At 41.4% G+C, this 18861-nt stretch carries 13 protein-coding genes; 6 read left to right on the top strand and 7 right to left on the bottom strand.

The genetic code is table 11. From position 1 onward, the window contains the following. Positions 1-43: 43 nt before the first annotated feature. From B9T26_RS02965 to B9T26_RS02955, 3 genes are all read right to left on the bottom strand, one after another. Complete coding sequence (locus B9T26_RS02965) at positions 44-2278, bottom strand: catecholate siderophore receptor Fiu (protein WP_086198330.1); 2235 nt, start codon at positions 2276-2278, stop codon at positions 44-46. A 367-nt stretch (positions 2279-2645) separates the two neighbouring features. After that, positions 2646-3329, bottom strand: coding sequence for a Fe2+-dependent dioxygenase (locus B9T26_RS02960; protein ID WP_086198329.1), 684 nt, complete (start codon positions 3327-3329; stop codon positions 2646-2648). 110 nt (positions 3330-3439) lie between these two features. Continuing rightward, positions 3440-5749, bottom strand: a complete 2310-nt coding sequence (locus B9T26_RS02955) for a TonB-dependent receptor (RefSeq protein ID WP_086198328.1) — start codon at positions 5747-5749, stop codon at positions 3440-3442. A 624-nt stretch (positions 5750-6373) separates the two neighbouring features. Between B9T26_RS02955 and tig the strand changes: the two genes are divergently transcribed. The 4 genes from tig (at position 6374) to B9T26_RS02935 (ending at position 10756) form a co-directional block, all read left to right on the top strand. Continuing rightward, positions 6374-7705 (top strand): trigger factor, encoded by a 1332-nt coding sequence (gene tig, locus B9T26_RS02950; protein WP_086198327.1) that lies wholly within the window; start codon positions 6374-6376, stop codon positions 7703-7705. A 191-nt stretch (positions 7706-7896) separates the two neighbouring features. Further along, the gene (clpP, locus tag B9T26_RS02945; RefSeq protein ID WP_086198326.1) at positions 7897-8502 is read left to right on the top strand and encodes an ATP-dependent Clp endopeptidase proteolytic subunit ClpP; all 606 of its coding nucleotides are present in this window, start codon (positions 7897-7899) and stop codon (positions 8500-8502) included. A gap of 27 nt (positions 8503-8529) precedes the next feature. Further along, positions 8530-9840 carry an ATP-dependent protease ATP-binding subunit ClpX gene (clpX, locus tag B9T26_RS02940; protein ID WP_086198325.1) on the top strand — a complete coding sequence of 437 codons (1311 nt, stop codon included), beginning with the start codon at positions 8530-8532 and terminating at the stop codon, positions 9838-9840. A 202-nt stretch (positions 9841-10042) separates the two neighbouring features. Then, positions 10043-10756 (top strand): DUF2846 domain-containing protein, encoded by a 714-nt coding sequence (locus B9T26_RS02935; RefSeq protein ID WP_086198324.1) that lies wholly within the window; start codon positions 10043-10045, stop codon positions 10754-10756. A gap of 53 nt (positions 10757-10809) precedes the next feature. Here B9T26_RS02935 and B9T26_RS02930 read toward each other — a convergent pair whose 3' ends face one another. Continuing rightward, positions 10810-12336, bottom strand: a complete 1527-nt coding sequence (locus B9T26_RS02930; RefSeq protein ID WP_086198323.1) for a fumarate hydratase — start codon at positions 12334-12336, stop codon at positions 10810-10812. Between the two features lie 573 nt (positions 12337-12909). Here B9T26_RS02930 and B9T26_RS02925 point away from each other — a divergent pair. Next, positions 12910-13521, top strand: a complete 612-nt coding sequence (locus B9T26_RS02925) for a class I SAM-dependent methyltransferase (protein ID WP_086198322.1) — start codon at positions 12910-12912, stop codon at positions 13519-13521. 248 nt (positions 13522-13769) lie between these two features. Here the strand turns inward: B9T26_RS02925 and B9T26_RS02920 are convergent, their stop codons facing one another. After that, the gene (locus B9T26_RS02920; protein WP_086198321.1) at positions 13770-14297 is read right to left on the bottom strand and encodes an ester cyclase; all 528 of its coding nucleotides are present in this window, start codon (positions 14295-14297) and stop codon (positions 13770-13772) included. Between the two features lie 496 nt (positions 14298-14793). Here B9T26_RS02920 and B9T26_RS02915 point away from each other — a divergent pair, with 496 nt between their 5' ends. Continuing rightward, positions 14794-15135 carry an antibiotic biosynthesis monooxygenase family protein gene (locus B9T26_RS02915; protein ID WP_086198320.1) on the top strand — a complete coding sequence of 114 codons (342 nt, stop codon included), beginning with the start codon at positions 14794-14796 and terminating at the stop codon, positions 15133-15135. 95 nt (positions 15136-15230) lie between these two features. Here the strand turns inward: B9T26_RS02915 and pta are convergent, their stop codons facing one another. Both pta and B9T26_RS02905 read right to left on the bottom strand, forming a co-directional pair. Then, on the bottom strand, positions 15231-17372 hold the full coding sequence (gene pta, locus B9T26_RS02910) for a phosphate acetyltransferase (protein ID WP_086198319.1): 2142 nt from the start codon (positions 17370-17372) through the stop codon (positions 15231-15233). A gap of 54 nt (positions 17373-17426) precedes the next feature. Then, positions 17427-18650, bottom strand: a complete 1224-nt coding sequence (locus B9T26_RS02905; RefSeq protein WP_086198318.1) for an acetate/propionate family kinase — start codon at positions 18648-18650, stop codon at positions 17427-17429. Between the last annotated feature and the right edge of the window lie 211 nt (positions 18651-18861).

Below are 18861 nucleotides of genomic sequence, written 5' to 3'. Positions count from 1 at the left end.
TACACTACATTTATACTCAATTTGCTAAGACTTAGCGAATTACTTAAAACTTATAATTAAAGGTCAGTGCTGCTGAACGCGGTTGTCCTAACACCACACGACCGCCACCATTGTTTAAAGTGCTGATGTATTCCTTATCTGCCAGGTTATAGACATTTAAGTTGACCGAGGCATTTTTATTGAAGCTGTAACCTGCCATGGCATCAAACACCACATAACTTGGAATGCTTGGCATTGGTGTAGCCGCAGTGCTATCAGTGATGACACGTTTTTGATCATCGACATAACGTGCGCCCAAACCAAGTTTGAATCCGGCAATGTCATAGGTCGACCATAAACTCGCTGTCCATTCCGGTGACCAGCGTACATTGTTGGTATTGGTAATTGCTCCAGTGGTTGCATTAACGCTGAGCTGATCTTTTTGTTCAGTTTTCATATGTGCAACACCGGCAGACACATTCCATGCATCGGTAATCTGTCCTACTGCGCTGAGTTCAACCCCTTTAACGGTTGTTTTACCCTCTTGGATGGATTCACGTGTAATTGCATCCTGAGTAAACTGATTTTCATTTTCGGTGCGGTAAGCAGCTGCATTCAGTGCCAATTTACCTTCCAGCAAGTCCCATTTTGTGCCAATTTCATAATGATGGGTTTCTTGCGGTTTTGCTGCAGCACTATTAATACCGTCTGCAGACAAACTAAAGTTGGCACTTCCCGGAGGTGTTAACGATTTGGCATAAGACGCATACACACTGCTAAAAGTAGTTGGCTTAAACAAACCACCCAGTTTCCAGCTGAACAAGGTATCGTGTGCACCCAAATTCGATGGCGTCAAAACGCTACTTCCTGTTGGTACACTCAGGGCATCATATTCAGTGTCGTAATAATCGACCCGCACTCCGCCATTCAGCTGGAAGCGTTCGCCAAACTTAAGTGTGTCAAATAAATAGGCTGCAGCTGTATCTGTTTCGCCATGGGTGTACCCCCCAGTATAAATCAAGCCAGGTAGTGCCTGATTACGATCTGGATTGTATAAATTCGCCGGTGTAGCAGTAATGGTGGTTTGCCCCGGCATTTGCGTCGCCATGGTTTTGTTGTGTTGCTGTTCTTTCAGGAATTCCAGACCTGCAACCACATCATGTTCAATGGCACCGGTTTTTAAATTCAGGTTCAGGGTAGTTTGGTTGGCAAGAATCTTATTTTCCTGATCTACCCCTTGGCGAGAGCGACTTACGGTCCAGTTATTTGGATTGGTCGAACCGTTGGTAAGGCTATTTATCCCGGTTAATACCCGCTGCATCTGGGTTTTGCCCAAACGGGTGATATTGGTTAGTTTGACGTTTTCAGCCAAATCACTTTCAATTTTTGCCGTGTACATGTCTGCATCGACATCTTCATGGTCATTGGCCTGGCCATAATAATTTTCACGGTTGACTTTAGGCGCTGAAGCTAAAGCAGAATCGGCATTGTAGAAACCCTTCATGCCAACGGTCGGGATACCGCCATCCGGAATGTTACGTTGACGGATATGCTGTGAATACAGATACAGGCGGGTATCGCTATCCAGGCCAAAGGCAATCGAGGGTGCAATGGCCCAGCCGTTATTTTCAATAAAATCGCGACCTTCAACGCCGCCGTCTTGGCCCATGGCATTTAAGCGAACCGCCACGCTATCGTTAATCACCTGATTAATGTCGGCAGTCAGGCGAGCATGTTCTGCAGTATTGTAAGTGGCAGAAACTTCACGGCTATTTTCAGTCTGAGGCAGTTTGCTGGCCAGGTTGATATACCCTGATGCCGCGCCACGGCCTGCTTCCGCACCAGACGGGCCTTTGACCACTTCAATCTGTTCCAGGTTAAAAACATCGCGGGTGACCGCACCCAAATCGCGGATACCATCGACATAGGTAGAGGTTTGAGTCGAAAAGCCGCGCATTTGAAAGGCATCACCGGCACTGGTATTGCCATTTTCACCCAGTTGCAGAGTAATTCCCGGGGTGTTTCTTAAGGCTTCAACCAAAGACGTTGCACCTTGTTCTTTTAATAGTTCTTTTTTAATCACTGAAATGGTTTGGGGGGTATCGACCAGTGGCTGAGTATACTTTGGGGAACTGACGCTATCGGCTTTATATTTATTTTCCGCTTTAGATTCCACGGTAATGGTTGGCAGCTGGGTTACACTATTGCTGGTTGCTGCATGAGTCATGAGCGGGAACGAAGCCGCTAAGGCAACCAGTTGAGCATTTCTGTGGTGTTTACGGCTTTTGATTTGTGCCATGGTCGGTAATCCCTAATATCGTATGTGACAGAATTCCATTACTGCCTGCGACTTTTAAAATCGGCAAAATAGCAGCAAAAGTGGAGATATTGTTATGGCCTGTAACAATTGATGCGAATTCTAATGATAATTATTATCATTAGCAATAGTGATTGATATCGAATTGTCATTTAAACGGATGGAAATATGACTTAATTCAAACTTGTTAATTAGATAAAGCAATCATGCTTAAAGGGAAAAACGATACTATTGAAGTTGAGTTTGACTAAAAGTTAAAATAATAAAAGATTCAAATGTTTGTATGTAATAAATTAGGCTGACTTATATAAGATTTCATCAGCCTATTATTATTTTTGCACTATAAAAATTAAAGTTCAGCCCATTTGCGAATTAAATTATGATAAAGATTGGTTAATTTAATCACTTCTTGGTGTTGATCACCCAACTGCATACGTAAATTTTGAGTAGTTTGATCCAGATTAAATAACATGTGGCGTTCTGCATCATCACGGATCATGCTTTGTACCCAAAAGAATGAAGCGAGACGGCAACCGGAGGTCACCGGCGTGACTTCATGTACACTGGTGGAAGGGTAGAGAATCATATCGCCTGCGGGAAGTTTAATTTCATGATAGCCATAGGTATCTTCTACCACCAGGTCACCGCCTTCGTATTCCTCCGGCTCGCTTAAAAAAACCGTGCAGGACAAGTCTGTACGTAGGCGCTCATTGCTGCCGCGTATCCGACGGATGGAATTGTCCACATGAAAGCCAAAAGCTTCATTGTTTTCATAACGGTTAAAGATTGGGGGAATAATATCGAGCGGAATGGCAGCAGATAAAAATAAGGGATGTTGTCCCAATGATTCTAAAATGATGGTACTTAAGTGGTGAGTGAGCGGGTGATCTTCAGGCAGTTGCTGATTTTGTTTAACCGTGGCCGAAAGTGTACCCGCGGTCACTTTGCCATTGACCCATTCAATTTTATTCATTTCTTCACGGAAATATTGAACTTGTTCTTTAGTGAGGACGTTAGGAATATGATGGATCACGGCAATATACCTTTGGAAGAATGAATTCTTTTAGCTATAAAAATAGCCTCATTATGAGGCTATTTTTAATTAAATCCCATAATAAATTTATGGGATTTTTTAAGTCGATTTTAGTATTTAAAGTTCAGAGACAATACTGCGCTACGACCTTCAGCTTCAGTTGCATAATGAGATGAATATGCTTTAGTGAAATAGCGTTCATCAGACAAGTTGTTTAGGTTAAGTTGTAAATCAACGTTTTTGTTGACGTTGTAACGTGCCATGGCATCGTAACGTACATAACCTGGAACAAACTTGGTATTGGTAGCATTACCATAGACTTTATCCATTGCAGTTGCACCAGCACCCAATGTTAACTGTGGTAATACTTGATAAGTAGTCCAAAGGGTTGCGCTGTTTTTCGCAACGTTTTGAACTTGATTGCCATTACTTCTGTTTGCAATATAAATAGGTGCAGCTGTAGTACCGATGTTTTCAAAACCCCCATCGATCAACTCGCTGTCTAGGTAGGTATAACCAGCAGATACAGCCCATTTATCTGTAATGTTACCGCTTGCACCAAGCTCAATACCATCAACACGAGTTTCGCCAATATTACGTGTAGTACCGTCATCTCCGGTCGCACGAGTATTGGTTTTTTCTGTACGGAAAATAGCTGCAGTCAGGTTAAGTTTGTCATTCAAGACATCCCATTTAGTCCCTAACTCCATGGTACGAACTTCTTCAGGTTTTAAATTCTGAATTGCAGCTGTAATACCTTCAGAACCATCACCACCATCTACACCGACTGGGTTTGCAGATGTTGCATAGCTCGCATAGATACTGCCGTTTTCAACCGGTTTAAATGTAATGCCAGCTTGATAGTTGATAAAGTCTTTATCATTTTCAAGTTTGACAATAGTTCCTGCTGGAGTCGTAGTATTAAAACGACCTGCAACCATTGTTTGCTCAGTTGAGTAATCATCCCAACGCACGCCCAAATCTAAAATCCATTGTGGATTAAATTCAATACTATCCAAGAAATAAACAGATTTTGATTTGCTTTGAATATTGTATTGGTCGGCACCATCTGTGCTAATAGAACCGTTCCATGGTCCTCGGTTTGGACTTTGTACCGAAGTACACCAACCCGAAGCAATATCGGCAGCATTACAGGCATTATGTGCATTACCTGTCGCGTTCAGACCATCGATAATATATTGGGTACGGTCAGTTTCTTGATCTGAGTATTCTGCACCGAGGTTAAAGCTATGCTTAAGGAAACCCGTATTAAACTTACCGGTTAAAGCCAACTGGTCAGTAAAGGTATCGGTATCGCCCACACGAGAGTTGGTACGTGCCCAAACGTTACCGGTTAAAGCACCGCCAGGTTGATAGAAATTACCGCGAGAATCGTCTGGATTGGTCCATAGATAATCATTTTTAGACTTGCTATAAACGGCTGTATTGCTCAGGGTTAGATTTTCAGTCAGGTCATGTTCAAGTTTAATGGCACCAGACTGGTTTTCCTGCTTTTGGAAATCACGGTCTTTCCAGCCGTAGTACATGCCTTGCTTAACATCAATCGGCTTGCCGTTACCATTTTCTGTAGCAATTCGCCCTGGTTGATTGGTTGCTGTGAAAGGATTGTTATACGGAATACCAGAATCTGGAATATCATCTGTCTTTAAGTAGTAATAGCTTAAAGTTGCACGGGTAGGGGTGTCTAGGCCAAACGTAATGCTTGGTGCAATACCGGCACGTTTGTATTCAGTGCCATCCGCCTGACCGGCTTTTTCATTATGATGACCCATCACTGCAACACGAGCAGCAATACCGTTACCAAAATCTTTGTTGCCATCTAAAGTAATACGTTGGTAATTGTCTGTACCTGCGCCAATAGAACCTTCTAATGAGTCGCCTTTTTTAGCAACTTTAGAAATCATGTTGATGCTACCGCCAGTAGTACCTGCACCACCCATTGCAGATGCAGAACCTTTAGTCACTTCAACCTGTTCTACTGCAAACATTTCACGGTTTTGCGATGTCGCATTGCGTACACCGTCTATATACATCGAACTTTCTGAGTTATAACCACGAATAAATGGACGGTCGCCATTCGGGTTACCACCTTCACCAGCACCTAGAGTAATCCCCGGTACTGTACGCAAAGCATCGCTTAAAGTTGTTACTTGAGTATCTGCAATCAGCTGTTTAGAAATAACAGAAACTGATTTAGGCGTATCAAGCAAAGGAGCAACGAACTTGGAGTTTGCAGATTTATCTACTTTTAAACCTTGAGTTGTTTCTGCTTCTGCTTGAGCATGAATCGTGTCAAGCTGAGCAACCTGATCTTGTGCAATTGCATTAGCTGCCATCATTGAAAGTGATGACACAATCGCAGAAGATACGATTTTTTTGCGTGTTTTAATGAAGGCCATTTTTAACTCAATATGGTATTGTGAAAATGTATGAGAATAATAATGATTCTTATTTTATATCACTATTAAGTTGAATTGGAATTGGCAATTAAAAATAATTAATTAAGTGTTTTAATAAATGATACAATGTATTAATATTCAATTAAGTTATTGATAATTATTGTTAATAAATAAAACGATTAAGAATTTGTTATTAATTGTGAATATTGATATCAATTTTTAACATTTTTAGCGCCGAGATAGAACAAATTCTTGCATTTTAGCCACGCATATTTCATCTCGTGAAAAGGGTATTTTTTAAAACATGAGTTAAGTCATTTAAGCTGATGCCGTATTTATACAGAGATGTTGTAGAAATGGGGAGGCAAAACCCTGTTTATGAATAAGCCTTCAAAAGGAAGCGAGTAAAATAATGAGAAGAATAGACCACACAAATGCAATACGAACAAATTCGGCAAGGTGTTATCTTTAAAAAAGATGGGATGAAAGAACAATAAAGCCAGAATTTTATCTAAAAAGGGTAAAATTACATGGTTAAGCCATCCTGTTTTGTATATCTTTCAATGTTGTCATATAATGTGGCACTTTCAAAATTGCAATTACTATTTCTATATCGAGGAAGCCATGCAAGTAACTTCTGAAGCGGTTTCGGGCGTTGCCCGTCGTTTAAATGTATCTGTACCGACGAGCCGTGTGAACGAGCAATTTGAAGCTCGTTTAAAACGCACTGCCAAAACTGTGAAGATCAACGGCTTCCGTCCAGGTAAGGTGCCTTTAAATGTAGTACGTCGTGAATATGGCGCAAGCATTTATCAAGAAGTTGTGAACGATGTAATTCGTGACACAGTATTTGAAGCAATTCAACAAGAGAAAATCAATGCTGTTGGCATGCCAAACATTGAAAAAGTTGAAAACAAAGAAGACGCTCTTGTTTATGAAGCAACTGTAGAAGTTTATCCAGAAGTTGAAGTTAAATTTGACGGTCTGGCAGTTGAGCGTAAAGCAACTGAAGTGAACGACAAAGACGTAGATCAAATGATCGAAAACCTTCAAAAGCAACGTGCTTCTTGGACTGAAACTAAAGGCATGGCTAAAAAAGACATGCAAGTAACTTTCGATTTCGAAGGTACTGTGGACGGCGAGAAATTTGAAGGCGGCGCTGCTGAAGACTTCAAACTTGTTTTAGGTTCAGGTCGTATGATCCCTGGCTTCGAAGACGGCATCGTTGGTATGAAGAAAGGCGAAGAGAAAGTAATTGATGTTACTTTCCCTGCTGACTACCAAGCTGAAAACTTAGCGGGTAAAGCTGCTCAATTCAAAATCACTGTGAAATTAGTTGAAAAACAAAAGCTTCCAGAAATTGATGCTGAATTCCTTAAAATCTTCGGTCTAACTGAAGAAGAAGGCGTTGAAAAATTAAAAGCTGACGTTCGTAAAAACATGGAACGTGAAGTGAAAAATGGTCTTCGTAACCAGGTAAAAGGTGCAACTTTTGATGCGCTTGTAGCTGCAAACGAAGTTCAAATTCCTGAAGCTATGTTGGCTCAAGAAATTGACCGTCAACGTCAACAAATGATCCAACAGTTCACTCAACAGTTTGGTGCTCAAGGCGCTAAAGCATTTGATTCAAGCATGCTTCCAGATGACTTGTTTAAAGAACAAGCTGAAAAATCTGTAAAACTTGGCGTATTGGTTAGCAAAGTTTTAGCTGATGCTAAAATTGAAGTAGATGCTGCTCGCGTAGAAGCTTACATCGAAGACATGGCTTCTTCTTATGAAGATCCAACTGAAGTGATTGAATACTTCAAAAATGACAAACAGCAACGTGCTCAAATCGAAGCTGTTGTTCTAGAAGATCAAGTTGTTGATCACATCTTGGCATCTGCTAAAGTGACTGACACTAAAGTAAGCTACGAAGACTTATTGAAAGAGCAACAAGCTCGTCAACAAGGCTAAGTTTAGCTGACTGAAAAAAGGCGCATCATGCGCCTTTTTTTATGTACAGGCTTATCTTGAACATGTCCTGAATTCACAATGTTTATATAAAAAATATCTGTTATTTAATTGGGAATCTTTTGCATTTTCGGCAATTATCCCTCATATTGTGACTATGAGTTGAGTAACAAGAATTTAGGAATAAATAACGTATGTATGTTCCAACAATTGATAACGCTTTAGTGCCAGTAGTGGTAGAACAGTCTTCTCGTGGTGAGCGTTCTTTCGATATTTTCTCACGTCTTTTGCGTGAACGCGTCATCTTTTTAACCGGTGAAGTTGAAGACAACATGGCAAATTTAATTGTTGCGCAAATGTTGTTTTTAGAAGCAGAGAACCCAGATAAAGATATACACCTCTATATTAATTCACCAGGTGGTTCAGTGACTGCAGGTATGGCGATTTATGACACCATGCAGTTTATTAAACCAGATGTAGTGACTTATTGTATGGGACAGGCAGCATCAATGGGTGCATTCCTGCTCAATGCAGGTGCTAAGGGTAAACGTTATTGTTTGGAAAATGCCCGTGTGATGATTCACCAACCGCTTGGTGGCTTCCGTGGTCAAGCATCAGATATTGAAATTCACGCGCGTGAAATTCTATTTATCAAAGAACGTTTAAACCGTTTAATGGCAGAGCATAGTGGTCAAGACTATGAAACTGTTGCCAGAGATACTGACCGTGACAACTTTATGACAGCACAGGCTGCTAAAGAATACGGTCTCGTGGATGAAGTGTTAAGTAAACGTCCATAATTTTCAGATTTTTATATTGGAGTGAATATGTCCGACCATCCTCAAGGACAAAAGCATTGTTCATTTTGCGGTAAAACGCAGTCTGAAGTCGGGAAACTGATTGCAGGTGAGGACGCTTACATCTGTAATGAGTGTGTGGACGTATGCTTAGATTTAGTCCAAACCAGTCAGCAAGTTGAATCTGGTGATTGGGCAAGTAAGCCTTTGCCAAAGCCACACGAAATTCGTGCTGCACTTGATCAATATGTCATTGGTCAGGATGTGGCTAAGAAAACGCTTTCAGTTGCGGTATATAACCATTACAAACGCCTAAAAGTCACTCATTCAGGCCATAAACCTGATGATGCTGTTGAACTCGCAAAAAGTAATATTCTTTTGGTAGGGCCAACAGGTTCAGGTAAAACTTTACTGGCACAAACTTTAGCGCGTTTGTTAGATGTTCCATTTGCTATGGCAGACGCCACTACACTGACCGAAGCCGGTTATGTAGGGGAAGATGTTGAAAACATCGTACAGAAGCTTTTGCAAAAAGCCGACTACGATGTAGAGAAAGCGCAAAAGGGTATTATCTATATCGACGAGATCGACAAGATTACCCGCAAGTCTGAAAACCCGTCGATTACCCGTGATGTATCCGGTGAAGGTGTTCAGCAAGCTTTACTGAAAATGATTGAAGGTACGGTTGCTTCAATTCCACCTCAAGGTGGCCGTAAGCATCCGCAGCAAGAGTTCATTCAAATTGATACCTCAAATATCCTGTTTATCTGTGGCGGTGCTTTCTCGGGTCTAGAGAAAATCGTGCAACAGCGTCAGGAAAAAGGCGGTATCGGTTTCACGGCAGAAGTGAAGAACAAAGACGATACTCAAAAACTGTCTGATTTGTTCCGTCAAGTTGAGGCGACCGACCTGGTGAAATTTGGTTTGATTCCAGAATTTATTGGTCGTTTACCGGTCATTGCAACTTTGGATGAGCTGGATGAAGAAGCCTTGATGCAGATTCTGACTGAACCTAAAAATGCCTTAACCCGTCAATATCAATATTTATTTGATATGGAAAACGTGGATCTGGTATTTGAAGATTCAGCATTACGTGCCGTTGCCAAAAAAGCATTGGAGCGTAATACGGGTGCGCGTGGCCTGCGTTCAATTCTGGAAAACACGTTACTTGAAACCATGTATGATTTACCAAGCCGTACAGATATCGGGACGGTAATTGTGAATGATGCAGTGATTTCTGGTGAAGCCAAACCGGTATTAAAAGCAGAGCGTCAGCCCAAATCAGAGACTGAAAATGCCTCTAAAGTAGATTTAAAAGTTGTAAATTCTAAATCTGCTTAACTCGCTATTCGTCAGAAACGTGCGGAAAACTGGTGTTTTCGCACGTTTTTTATTTCCAAAAATAAAACGCAATGTTAATCTCAATGATTAGGCGTGGACGCCTAAATAAGATCAACTAACTCAGATCAATGTCGCGATCAATAAGCGAAGAATGAATTTTCAATTGAGTACAAAAATAAAAAATACGCGGTGAGGGAAAATCATGCGTGGAGTCTGTATTGCAGTCTGTGCAAGCTTTATTTTATTGGGATGTCATGGCAAATCTGCTATGGAGCATACTCAAGCTACATCAACCTTAAAACCTGTAGATACCGAACATGAACCGGGTATGCTGGAACAATATCGTTTTGGCATGTTTACCATTGGTGCTTGGGTCAATCAAAAATTAGGGCAACGCTTTCAGCCGGTACAGGCGCAAAATGATCAGGCAGCCATAGTGTATCTATACCGTCCTGACAGCAAATGGAACCGTCAGGAAATTGTGGCATCCAGTTTATTTATTAATAGTGAACGTATCCCAAGCTTATTAAATAATCACTATTATTGGGTTGAACTACCGGTCGGAACCTATCGCATATCTACCAGCCGTCCTTTGGGTGTGCAGCATTTTCAAAAGCCGAAATATCTGGATTTTACTGTGCAAGCAGGACAGTCTTATTTCATTAAGTATGATGAAGAAAACTTAAGTACCCGTCGTGAAGTTTCCGGGCCTTTAATCTTGGTACCAGAAAAAACCGGCTTAAATGAAATTGCCTATACTCAATTGAAGTCCGAAAGTTATAACTTTGTTGCTCTAGATCAGAATACCGGGAAGCAGCGCAAGAAAGCACAAAAACTGAAACCTGCAAAATATGATCCAGCGGAAGATGTGCAACTGACCCAGCCGTTTAAGATTTGGAATCCACTGACGTGGTAATCGTCTAAATATAAAAAAAGCACCCATATGGGTGCTTTTTTTAGCTTGGAATCTTAGTTCGCAGCAGCATCTACTACTGGAATTTTACCAATTTTCGCTTGCCAGATTTTTGGTGCTGTTGCGTGAATAGACGTACCATTGACATCAACCGCTACAGATACAGGCATATCTTCAACTTTGAATTTGTAGATTGCTTCCATACCCAAGTCAGCAAAAGCCACAACTTCAGCTTCACGAACAGCTTTAGATACAAGGTAAGCAGCACCACCCACAGCCATCAGATAAGTTGCTTTATTGTCTTTGATTGCTTCAACCGCAGCAGGACCACGATCAGCTTTACCAATCATGCCATACAGGCCAGTTGCCTCTAAAACTTGACGAGTAAATTTGTCCATACGCGTCGCAGTAGTAGGACCAGCAGGGCCAACCACTTCGTCGCCCACTGGATCTACAGGGCCAACGTAGTAAATGAACTTACCTTTAAGGTCTACAGGAAGTTCTTCACCTTTGTTTAGCATATCAACCATACGTTTGTGCGCAGCGTCACGACCGGTATAGATGGTACCGTTAAGAAGAAGGGTATCACCTGGTTTCCAAGAGTTCATTTCTTCTTGAGTAATGTTGTCTAGGTCAACACGTTTAGAAGATGAAGAATCCCAAGTTACAGCAGGGTAGTCATCAAGTTTAGGAGCTTGAATGTGAGCAACGCCCGTACCGTCTAACTGGAAGTGTGCATGACGGGTTGCAGCACAGTTCGGAATCATACCGACTGGTTTACCCGCAGCGTGGCATGGGTAATCTTTGATTTTGATATCAAGAACAGTGGTTAAGCCGCCAAGACCTTGCGCACCAATACCCAAAGCATTTACTTTTTCGAAGATTTCGATACGGAGTTCTTCCATCTGGCTTTGTGGGCCACGACGAAGTAATTCGTCCATGTTGATTTCTTCCATCAATGCTTCTTTCGCAAGCATCATGGCTTTTTCAGCAGTACCGCCAATACCGATACCCAACATACCAGGAGGACACCAGCCTGCACCCATGGTTGGAACAGTTTTCAATACCCAGTCCACGATCGAGTCAGAAGGGTTCAACATCGCCAGTTTAGATTTGTTTTCTGAACCGCCACCCTTAGCAGCAACAGTAATGTCTACTTTATTACCCGGTACGAGTTTGTAGTGGATTACCGCAGGGGTGTTGTCTTTGGTATTTTTACGGCCAAAAGCAGGATCTGCTAAAACAGATGCACGAAGAATGTTGGAATTTTCAAGATAACCTTGACGAACACCTTCATTGATTGCGTCGTCTAGACTCATGGTTAAATCAAATTTAACGTCTAAGCCCACTTCAAGAAATACGTTCACAATACCCGTATCTTGACAGATAGGACGGTGGCCTTCTGCACACATACGAGAGTTAATTAAAATTTGTGCGATGGCGTCTTTAGCTGCTTTGTTTTCTTCACGATCATAAGCACGGCTCATCGCCTGGATGAAGTCTTGTGGATGATAGTAAGAAATGAACTGAAGCGCATCTTTTACCGATGTGATCAAGTCATCTTGCTTGATAATAGTTGTCATATCAAATATCTCTTGAGCGGGCTGTTAGCTAGCGGGCCAAATTATAAGATAAAAAGCAAGTTTTGTGGGAGTTTTGCTCAATCTTTGGCCGAAAGTTTAATGCGCTGTCATAAATGGCTATTTGGTTGTCACAATTGCTCGAAATATGACAATTTTACTGTCATATTTTATGAAATATTTGTCATCTAATAAGATGGATAAGGCTATTTTTTATTTTAAGTTATTGAAAATAATATTTATATTAAATTTTTATTCTCTTTTATATTTGTCATATAACTGTCATAAAACTTTCACATAATGAGCGCATCAAATCTAAAGTGTATTAAGTATATGATTACTTCAATCGTTTCAGTTGTTGGTTTCTCTCTATATATCGCAGCAACATGGATTTACGGTCAGCAAGAAGATCAGGCATAAGGCTTTATCTTCTTTTTTTTGCTTTAAATTTTATATCAATAAAAACATTCTAAATCTTCAAATCTTCAAATCTTCAAATCTTCAAATTTTCAAATCTTCAAATCCATATCTAAATCTGCCTATACTATTGTGATTAGTATTTAGAAAAAACCGCTCATGAAAGATCAATCTGAGTTTGCGAAAAATATTATTAAAATTTATAAAAAACATGCACGTGCATGGACGGAATTGCGCGGTCAATTCCTTTATGAAAAAGCATGGCTTAATCATTTTCTTTCGCTGATTCCTGAACATGCTCAAATACTGGATTTGGGCTGTGGCTCGGGAAAACCGGTTGCGGCGTATTTGATTGAACAGGGGCATACCGTAGTAGGGGTGGACAGTTCCGATGTGATGATTGAAATGGCAAAACACAACTTCCCTGAACAGCACTGGATTCAGGCAGACATGCGTCAGATAGAGGTAGAACAAAAGTTTCAGGGTATTTTAGCGTGGGATAGCTTTTTTCATTTGACTCCAGATGATCAGCGCAAGATGTTGGCTCAGTTTTCTAAGTTAGCTGAAACAGGTACAGCTTTGATGTTCACCAGTGGACCAAGTCATGGCGAAGTGATCGGAGATATGTTTGGCGATGCCTTATATCACGCCAGTTTGTCGCCAGATGAATATCAGCAATTATTAAAAAATCATGGTTTTAAAGTCGTGAAAATGATTGCAGAAGATCCCGACTGTGCTGGGCATACGGTGTGGTTGGCGCAAAAAAAATAATGAAATGTGCTGTGATGAATTAGAGTGTTCAGAGTGGAAATGATAGGTAAATGAGTATGTTTTTTGGATAAGCTTGAACGTTTATTGTGTTATAGGCAGCTTAAAACTGGTTTAGATCATTGCAGTAATCCTGAAGAATTTAAGCTCATCTTTTACTGATGAACAGAATTAAAAGCCTGCGATTGCAGGCTTTTTTCAAAGTGAGTGTTTTATTGCAGAGTAGTAAATTAAAGCAACAGCCTAAAAACTTAATTCTTAAGTCCAAGTTGTTTCATATATTCAGCATTATCCCAAAAAAGATGCTCTTCGGTAATGCAGCCGTTATGCCACTTCGCAAGGGTGACCATAGACATCTTCACTTTTTTTCCTGTAGGCGGAATGGTTTTGCCATCTGCCAGCTTCATGGGTTTAGAGAAAGTCGCCTCTAGCACGCCAGTAGCTGCCGTCCAGTCGCCCGAACCAAAGGCGATAGGGTGCGAAGTGATTCGAGAATCGGGAGTGCCATTAAAAAGAATATTGTCCATGTCTGACATGTGATCCTTGATACCATGGGTGACTCTTCCATCCGGAAAAACCACTTTGACATTCTCGCAATGTAGGTCTTTGAACAGTTTCATGTTTTTTCGTTGACTATAGGCATCAAAATCAAGTCGGTCAAAGCGCTTCAGATTGGCTTGAACTTGTGATGTCTCTGCTTTTTTAGGCTCTGCCGCCTGTGATGCCACTGACGCCGTGATCAGGCACATGGCCAGTACTGCAAAAGAAATAGATTTCATGGTGACTCCTTTAGAGATGGAGCAAATATTTCTTTACAACGGATACGCTCCAGTTGAATGATGATCGCAACCGTGTTACCCAACCCGTTTAAGGGGGTATGTATGACATGCTGCGCAGGGGGAGATCAATCGGTATTAAGAGGTTTACTTCTGATGGCTTTACTATAATGAACCTTAACAACCCGTGATCAATGAGTAGTTTGTTAGCATGTGTTTTATTGTCTATCGTTACATCTAAAGTTATAAATATTTATGTCTTTCATAAATAATGGCGACTATCGAGGTGTTTGATGGATCAGAAAAGTGACGTTCAGGGCATGCTTGGCAGGTACTAGAAAACAGTAGTCCGGGAAAGAAATCTGAATCTTGTGCTTTGATCTGGAAATATTCCTATGGGATATTTTTATGAGAGGCTGACAAAAAAACATATAAGCTTTTTTATATCAACTTTAGAAAATCTTTAAAAAAATATTATTTACTGTGGGGCTTAAATCTTATGCATTTAGATGACGAATCTTCTTATTACGCTGTCATATTCACTTCTGTCCGTACTGATGGCGATCATGGTTACAGTCTAATGGCCAGTAAAATGCTGGAATTAGCAAAAATACAGCAAGGTTTTTTAGGGGTGGAATCTGCCAGAGAAGAGATAGGCATTACGGTATCCTATTGGAAATCGTTAGAAGCCATTAAAAAATGGAAGGAACATATCGATCATACATTGGCTAGAAATCTCGGTAGGGAAGAATGGTATTCATCTTATACGGTACGTATATCTAAAGTAATTCGTGAATATTCATTTCATACGCAAGCTGAAGATAATCCTGATAAGTCATAATTGGCTTTCATTTAACATAATAGCCGTATAGAAATTGGCATAAAAAAACCATCCAATTTTTCAATCAGATGGTTTGGAAATCTTTATTTTAAGGATTATTGAGCAGCTTGTTGCTCTGCCTGAATCGCAGTCAAGGCAATGGTAAATACGATGTCATCGACCAATGCACCACGTGACAAGTCATTCACCGGTTTATTCAAACCTTGCAACATTGGTCCCACGCTCACCACATTTGCTGCACGTTGTACGGCTTTATAAGTGGTATTACCGGTATTCAAGTCAGGGAAAATAAATACATTGGCACGACCGGCAACAGGAGAGCCTGGAGCTTTGGATTGACCTACACTTTCAACCGATGCCGCATCGTATTGCAGTGGTCCGTCGATGAGTAAGTCTGGACGACGCTGTTTTGCAATTTCAGTGGCTTTCGCTACTTTTTCAACATCTGCCCCTGCACCCGAAGTCCCGGTTGAATAAGAAATCATCGCAATACGTGGGTCGATACCAAAAGCTTTGGCTGAATCGGCAGACTGAATGGCAATTTCAGCCAGTTGTTCTGCATCCGGATCCGGATTGATGGCACAGTCGCCATACACATAGACTTCATCTGGCAGCAGCATAAAGAACACAGAAGATACCAGTGAGTAATCTGGTGCGGTCTTAATCAGCTGGAAAGCAGGGCGGACTGTGTTTGCTGTGGTATGTACTGCACCAGACACCAAGCCATCGACCTGATCAAGTGCCAGCATCATGGTGCCGAGTACAACTGTGTCTTGCAGCTGTTCGCGTGCCTGTAATTCGTTAATTTTACCTTTGCGCAGCTCGACCATTTTTTCGACATAATTGATGCTGATAAGATCAGGGTCAATAATTTCCAGATCATGCGGCAATTCAATATTACGAGCTTTGGCAACTTCAATCACAATTTCAGGTTTTGCCAATAAAATACATTGTGCAATTCCACGTGATTGACAAATGGCTGCAGCCTGAATGGTACGCGGTTCATCCCCTTCAGGCAGAACTATACGTTTTTTTGCTGCAATGGATTTTTGCACCAGTTCATGACGGAACGCAGAAGGGGATAAGCGTGGCTTATGTGAACCATTGATCTGCTGAGTAATCCAGTCTGCATTAATATGGCTGGAAACGAAGCGCGTAACCTGTTCGGCACGTTCGGTATCATCTACTGGAATTTCATTGGTTAAATTTGAAAGATGCTCTGCCGTTTCAAAGATGCTCAATGGTGTATGTAGAATCGGTAAACCATTTTTAATGGCAGACTGACAGAATTCTAAAACTGCAGGATTCGGTTGATGATGCTCGGTTAAGATCAATCCCGCCAATGGAATACCATTGCTGCTTGCCAGACTACTTGCCAATAAAACATCAATGCGGTCAGATGCACTAATAATCAGTTCACCGGCAGTAAATTTATCTAGTTCATGTTCAATATTGGACGCAATTAAACTGCTATGTAATACGCGGCGCTGCGTTGCTTCACCCCGGTTAATCCATTCTGCTGAAATATATGCTGCCAAATCTGACATGCGTGGCACACTGAGCGTATTGCTAAATGGTACCAGACCAATGACCGGAAGTTTTTCAGAGCCAATATGTGCATGAATTTTTTGAATTTGAGCGGTAAATTTGTTGGTGTCGCTAATCAGGCGCAAGCTTGGATCAATGGTGACCGGAATCTGTTGAGCATCTGCAGGTAAGCCTTTGGTGCGCATGAACAATACGCCAGCCATGCGGCTAGAAGCTAAGCCACCCAAATAACGTAACTGTTGTTCAACTTTTTCTGCAGCAATTTCAGGTTTGTTGATGTCGGCATTGCTGACAATGACCACTTTGGCATCCAGTGCCTGAGCCAATGCAGCATTGAGTGTGGACGCAAACGAGTCACGATTATTCGGCACCAAGCCTTCAACAATAATCAGATCATGATTTTTGGCGATTTGACGATGCAGATGAACAGCATCTTCAAGCAGTTCATCACTTTCACCTAAATTAAGTTGCTGAACCAGCTTTTCATAAGTAATCGGCTCTACAGTTTCACTATTGGATAAATGACGGTACAGCGCCGTTGAACGGTCAGCTTCCTGCTGGCTTTCTTGTGAAAAAGGTTTTACAAAACCGGCTTTTACACCTTGACATTCTAAAGCATAAATTAGACCTAAACAGGCTGAAGTAAGACCTACGCCTTCCCCGGTTGGCACGAGTAAAATTGTTTTCATAGCTTGATTCTAAATAAAAGGATTGAATGATGAACAACATAAAGGGGTAATGGCTTAAGCCATTACCGCATCAGTTTCAAACTTTTTTACCGCTGCCTGATTCACCTCGCCCTCTACAACGTGCGCAGTTTCTTTGGCAATACGGCCTTCTTCATCGGTTGGAATGACCCAGATTTGGGGGCCTGTGCCGGCATCAATACGGCCTTCTGTACCACGTTTCAAATTATTATTTTGTTCTTTGCTTAAGTTGAAACCGAAATGAGGTAGGTAAGTCATGGTTTTTTCACGGATATAAGCCGAGTTTTCGCCAATGCCACCAGTAAAGAACAGACCATCAAGACGTGGCAAGCCACAGCTTAAAGCAGCCAGAGATTTGGCTAAACGGTAGCAGAATACTTCAATTGCCAGTGTTGCATCTTCATTGCCTTGTTCTGAGGCTTCAATCAGGGTACGCATGTCATTTGAAAGATTGTCTGATAAACCGAGCAAGCCGCTTTCTTTGTTGAGCATCTTGTCAATTTTATAGACATCCCAGCCCAGGTTAGCAGCCAAGAAGCTATGTAAACTTGGATCGACATCACCACTACGGGTACCCATAACAATGCCTTCAAGCGGGGTTAAGCCCATTGAAGTATCTACACTTTGACCATTCCAGATCGCACAGGTCGAGCTACCATTTCCTAAATGCGCAGTTAACCAGCCACCTTGTTTGAAACTGCCTGCCAGTTCTGAACCACGTTCAGATACATAGGCATGGCTGGTACCATGGAAGCCGTAACGACGAACATTGTGCTCGGTGTATAAGAATTTTGGCACTGCGTAGCGATAAGCATGTTCCGGCATGGTTTGGTGGAAGGCTGTATCAAATACTGCAACTTGTGGCAGGTCTGGAAAAAGACGTTTAGTGGCTTCAATACCGACTAGATGGGCAGGGTTGTGTAGCGGTGCCAGTGGGGTTGCTTGGCGAATGCGTTCAATAATATCGTCAGTCAGTAATTCAGCTTTAGTGAGCGTACCACCATGCACAATACGGTGACCGATGGCATCAGGCTTATAGCTAGCCAGACGTTCCAGGCCTACTTCTAAAGCTTGTTTATGATCAGCATTGGGAATACGAATATCGACAGGTTCATTGCCTACAGTCACACCTTTAATACGTGCTTCAGGTGTGCCTAAATTTTCAGCCAAACCATGGATGCGGAATTCTTGATCTTTAAGCAATAATGCAAACTTGATTGAAGATGATCCGCAATTGATTACTAGTACTGATTTAGGCATGACGTATTCCTTAACTAAAAATGATCGTACTTGAATTGTTGTATTACCATTGATCGTTGATATTCATAGTGATAGGCATCATCCGATCTGTTTAATAGTTGTACCATGCGGCTTTTTGTAGCGACAAGCTAGACTTTAGGAGATTAGACTTAAGCACTATCGACCAGTGAAATAATAATAATTAAAATTTATCAGTTGATAGTTTTCATTT

Origin of the sequence: Acinetobacter sp. ANC 4169, assembly GCF_002135355.1 — a bacterium.
In the GTDB taxonomy this organism is placed as follows: domain Bacteria; phylum Pseudomonadota; class Gammaproteobacteria; order Pseudomonadales; family Moraxellaceae; genus Acinetobacter.
Note: the sequence above shows the minus strand (reverse complement) of the source record. Positions and strands in the feature narration are given on the sequence as shown.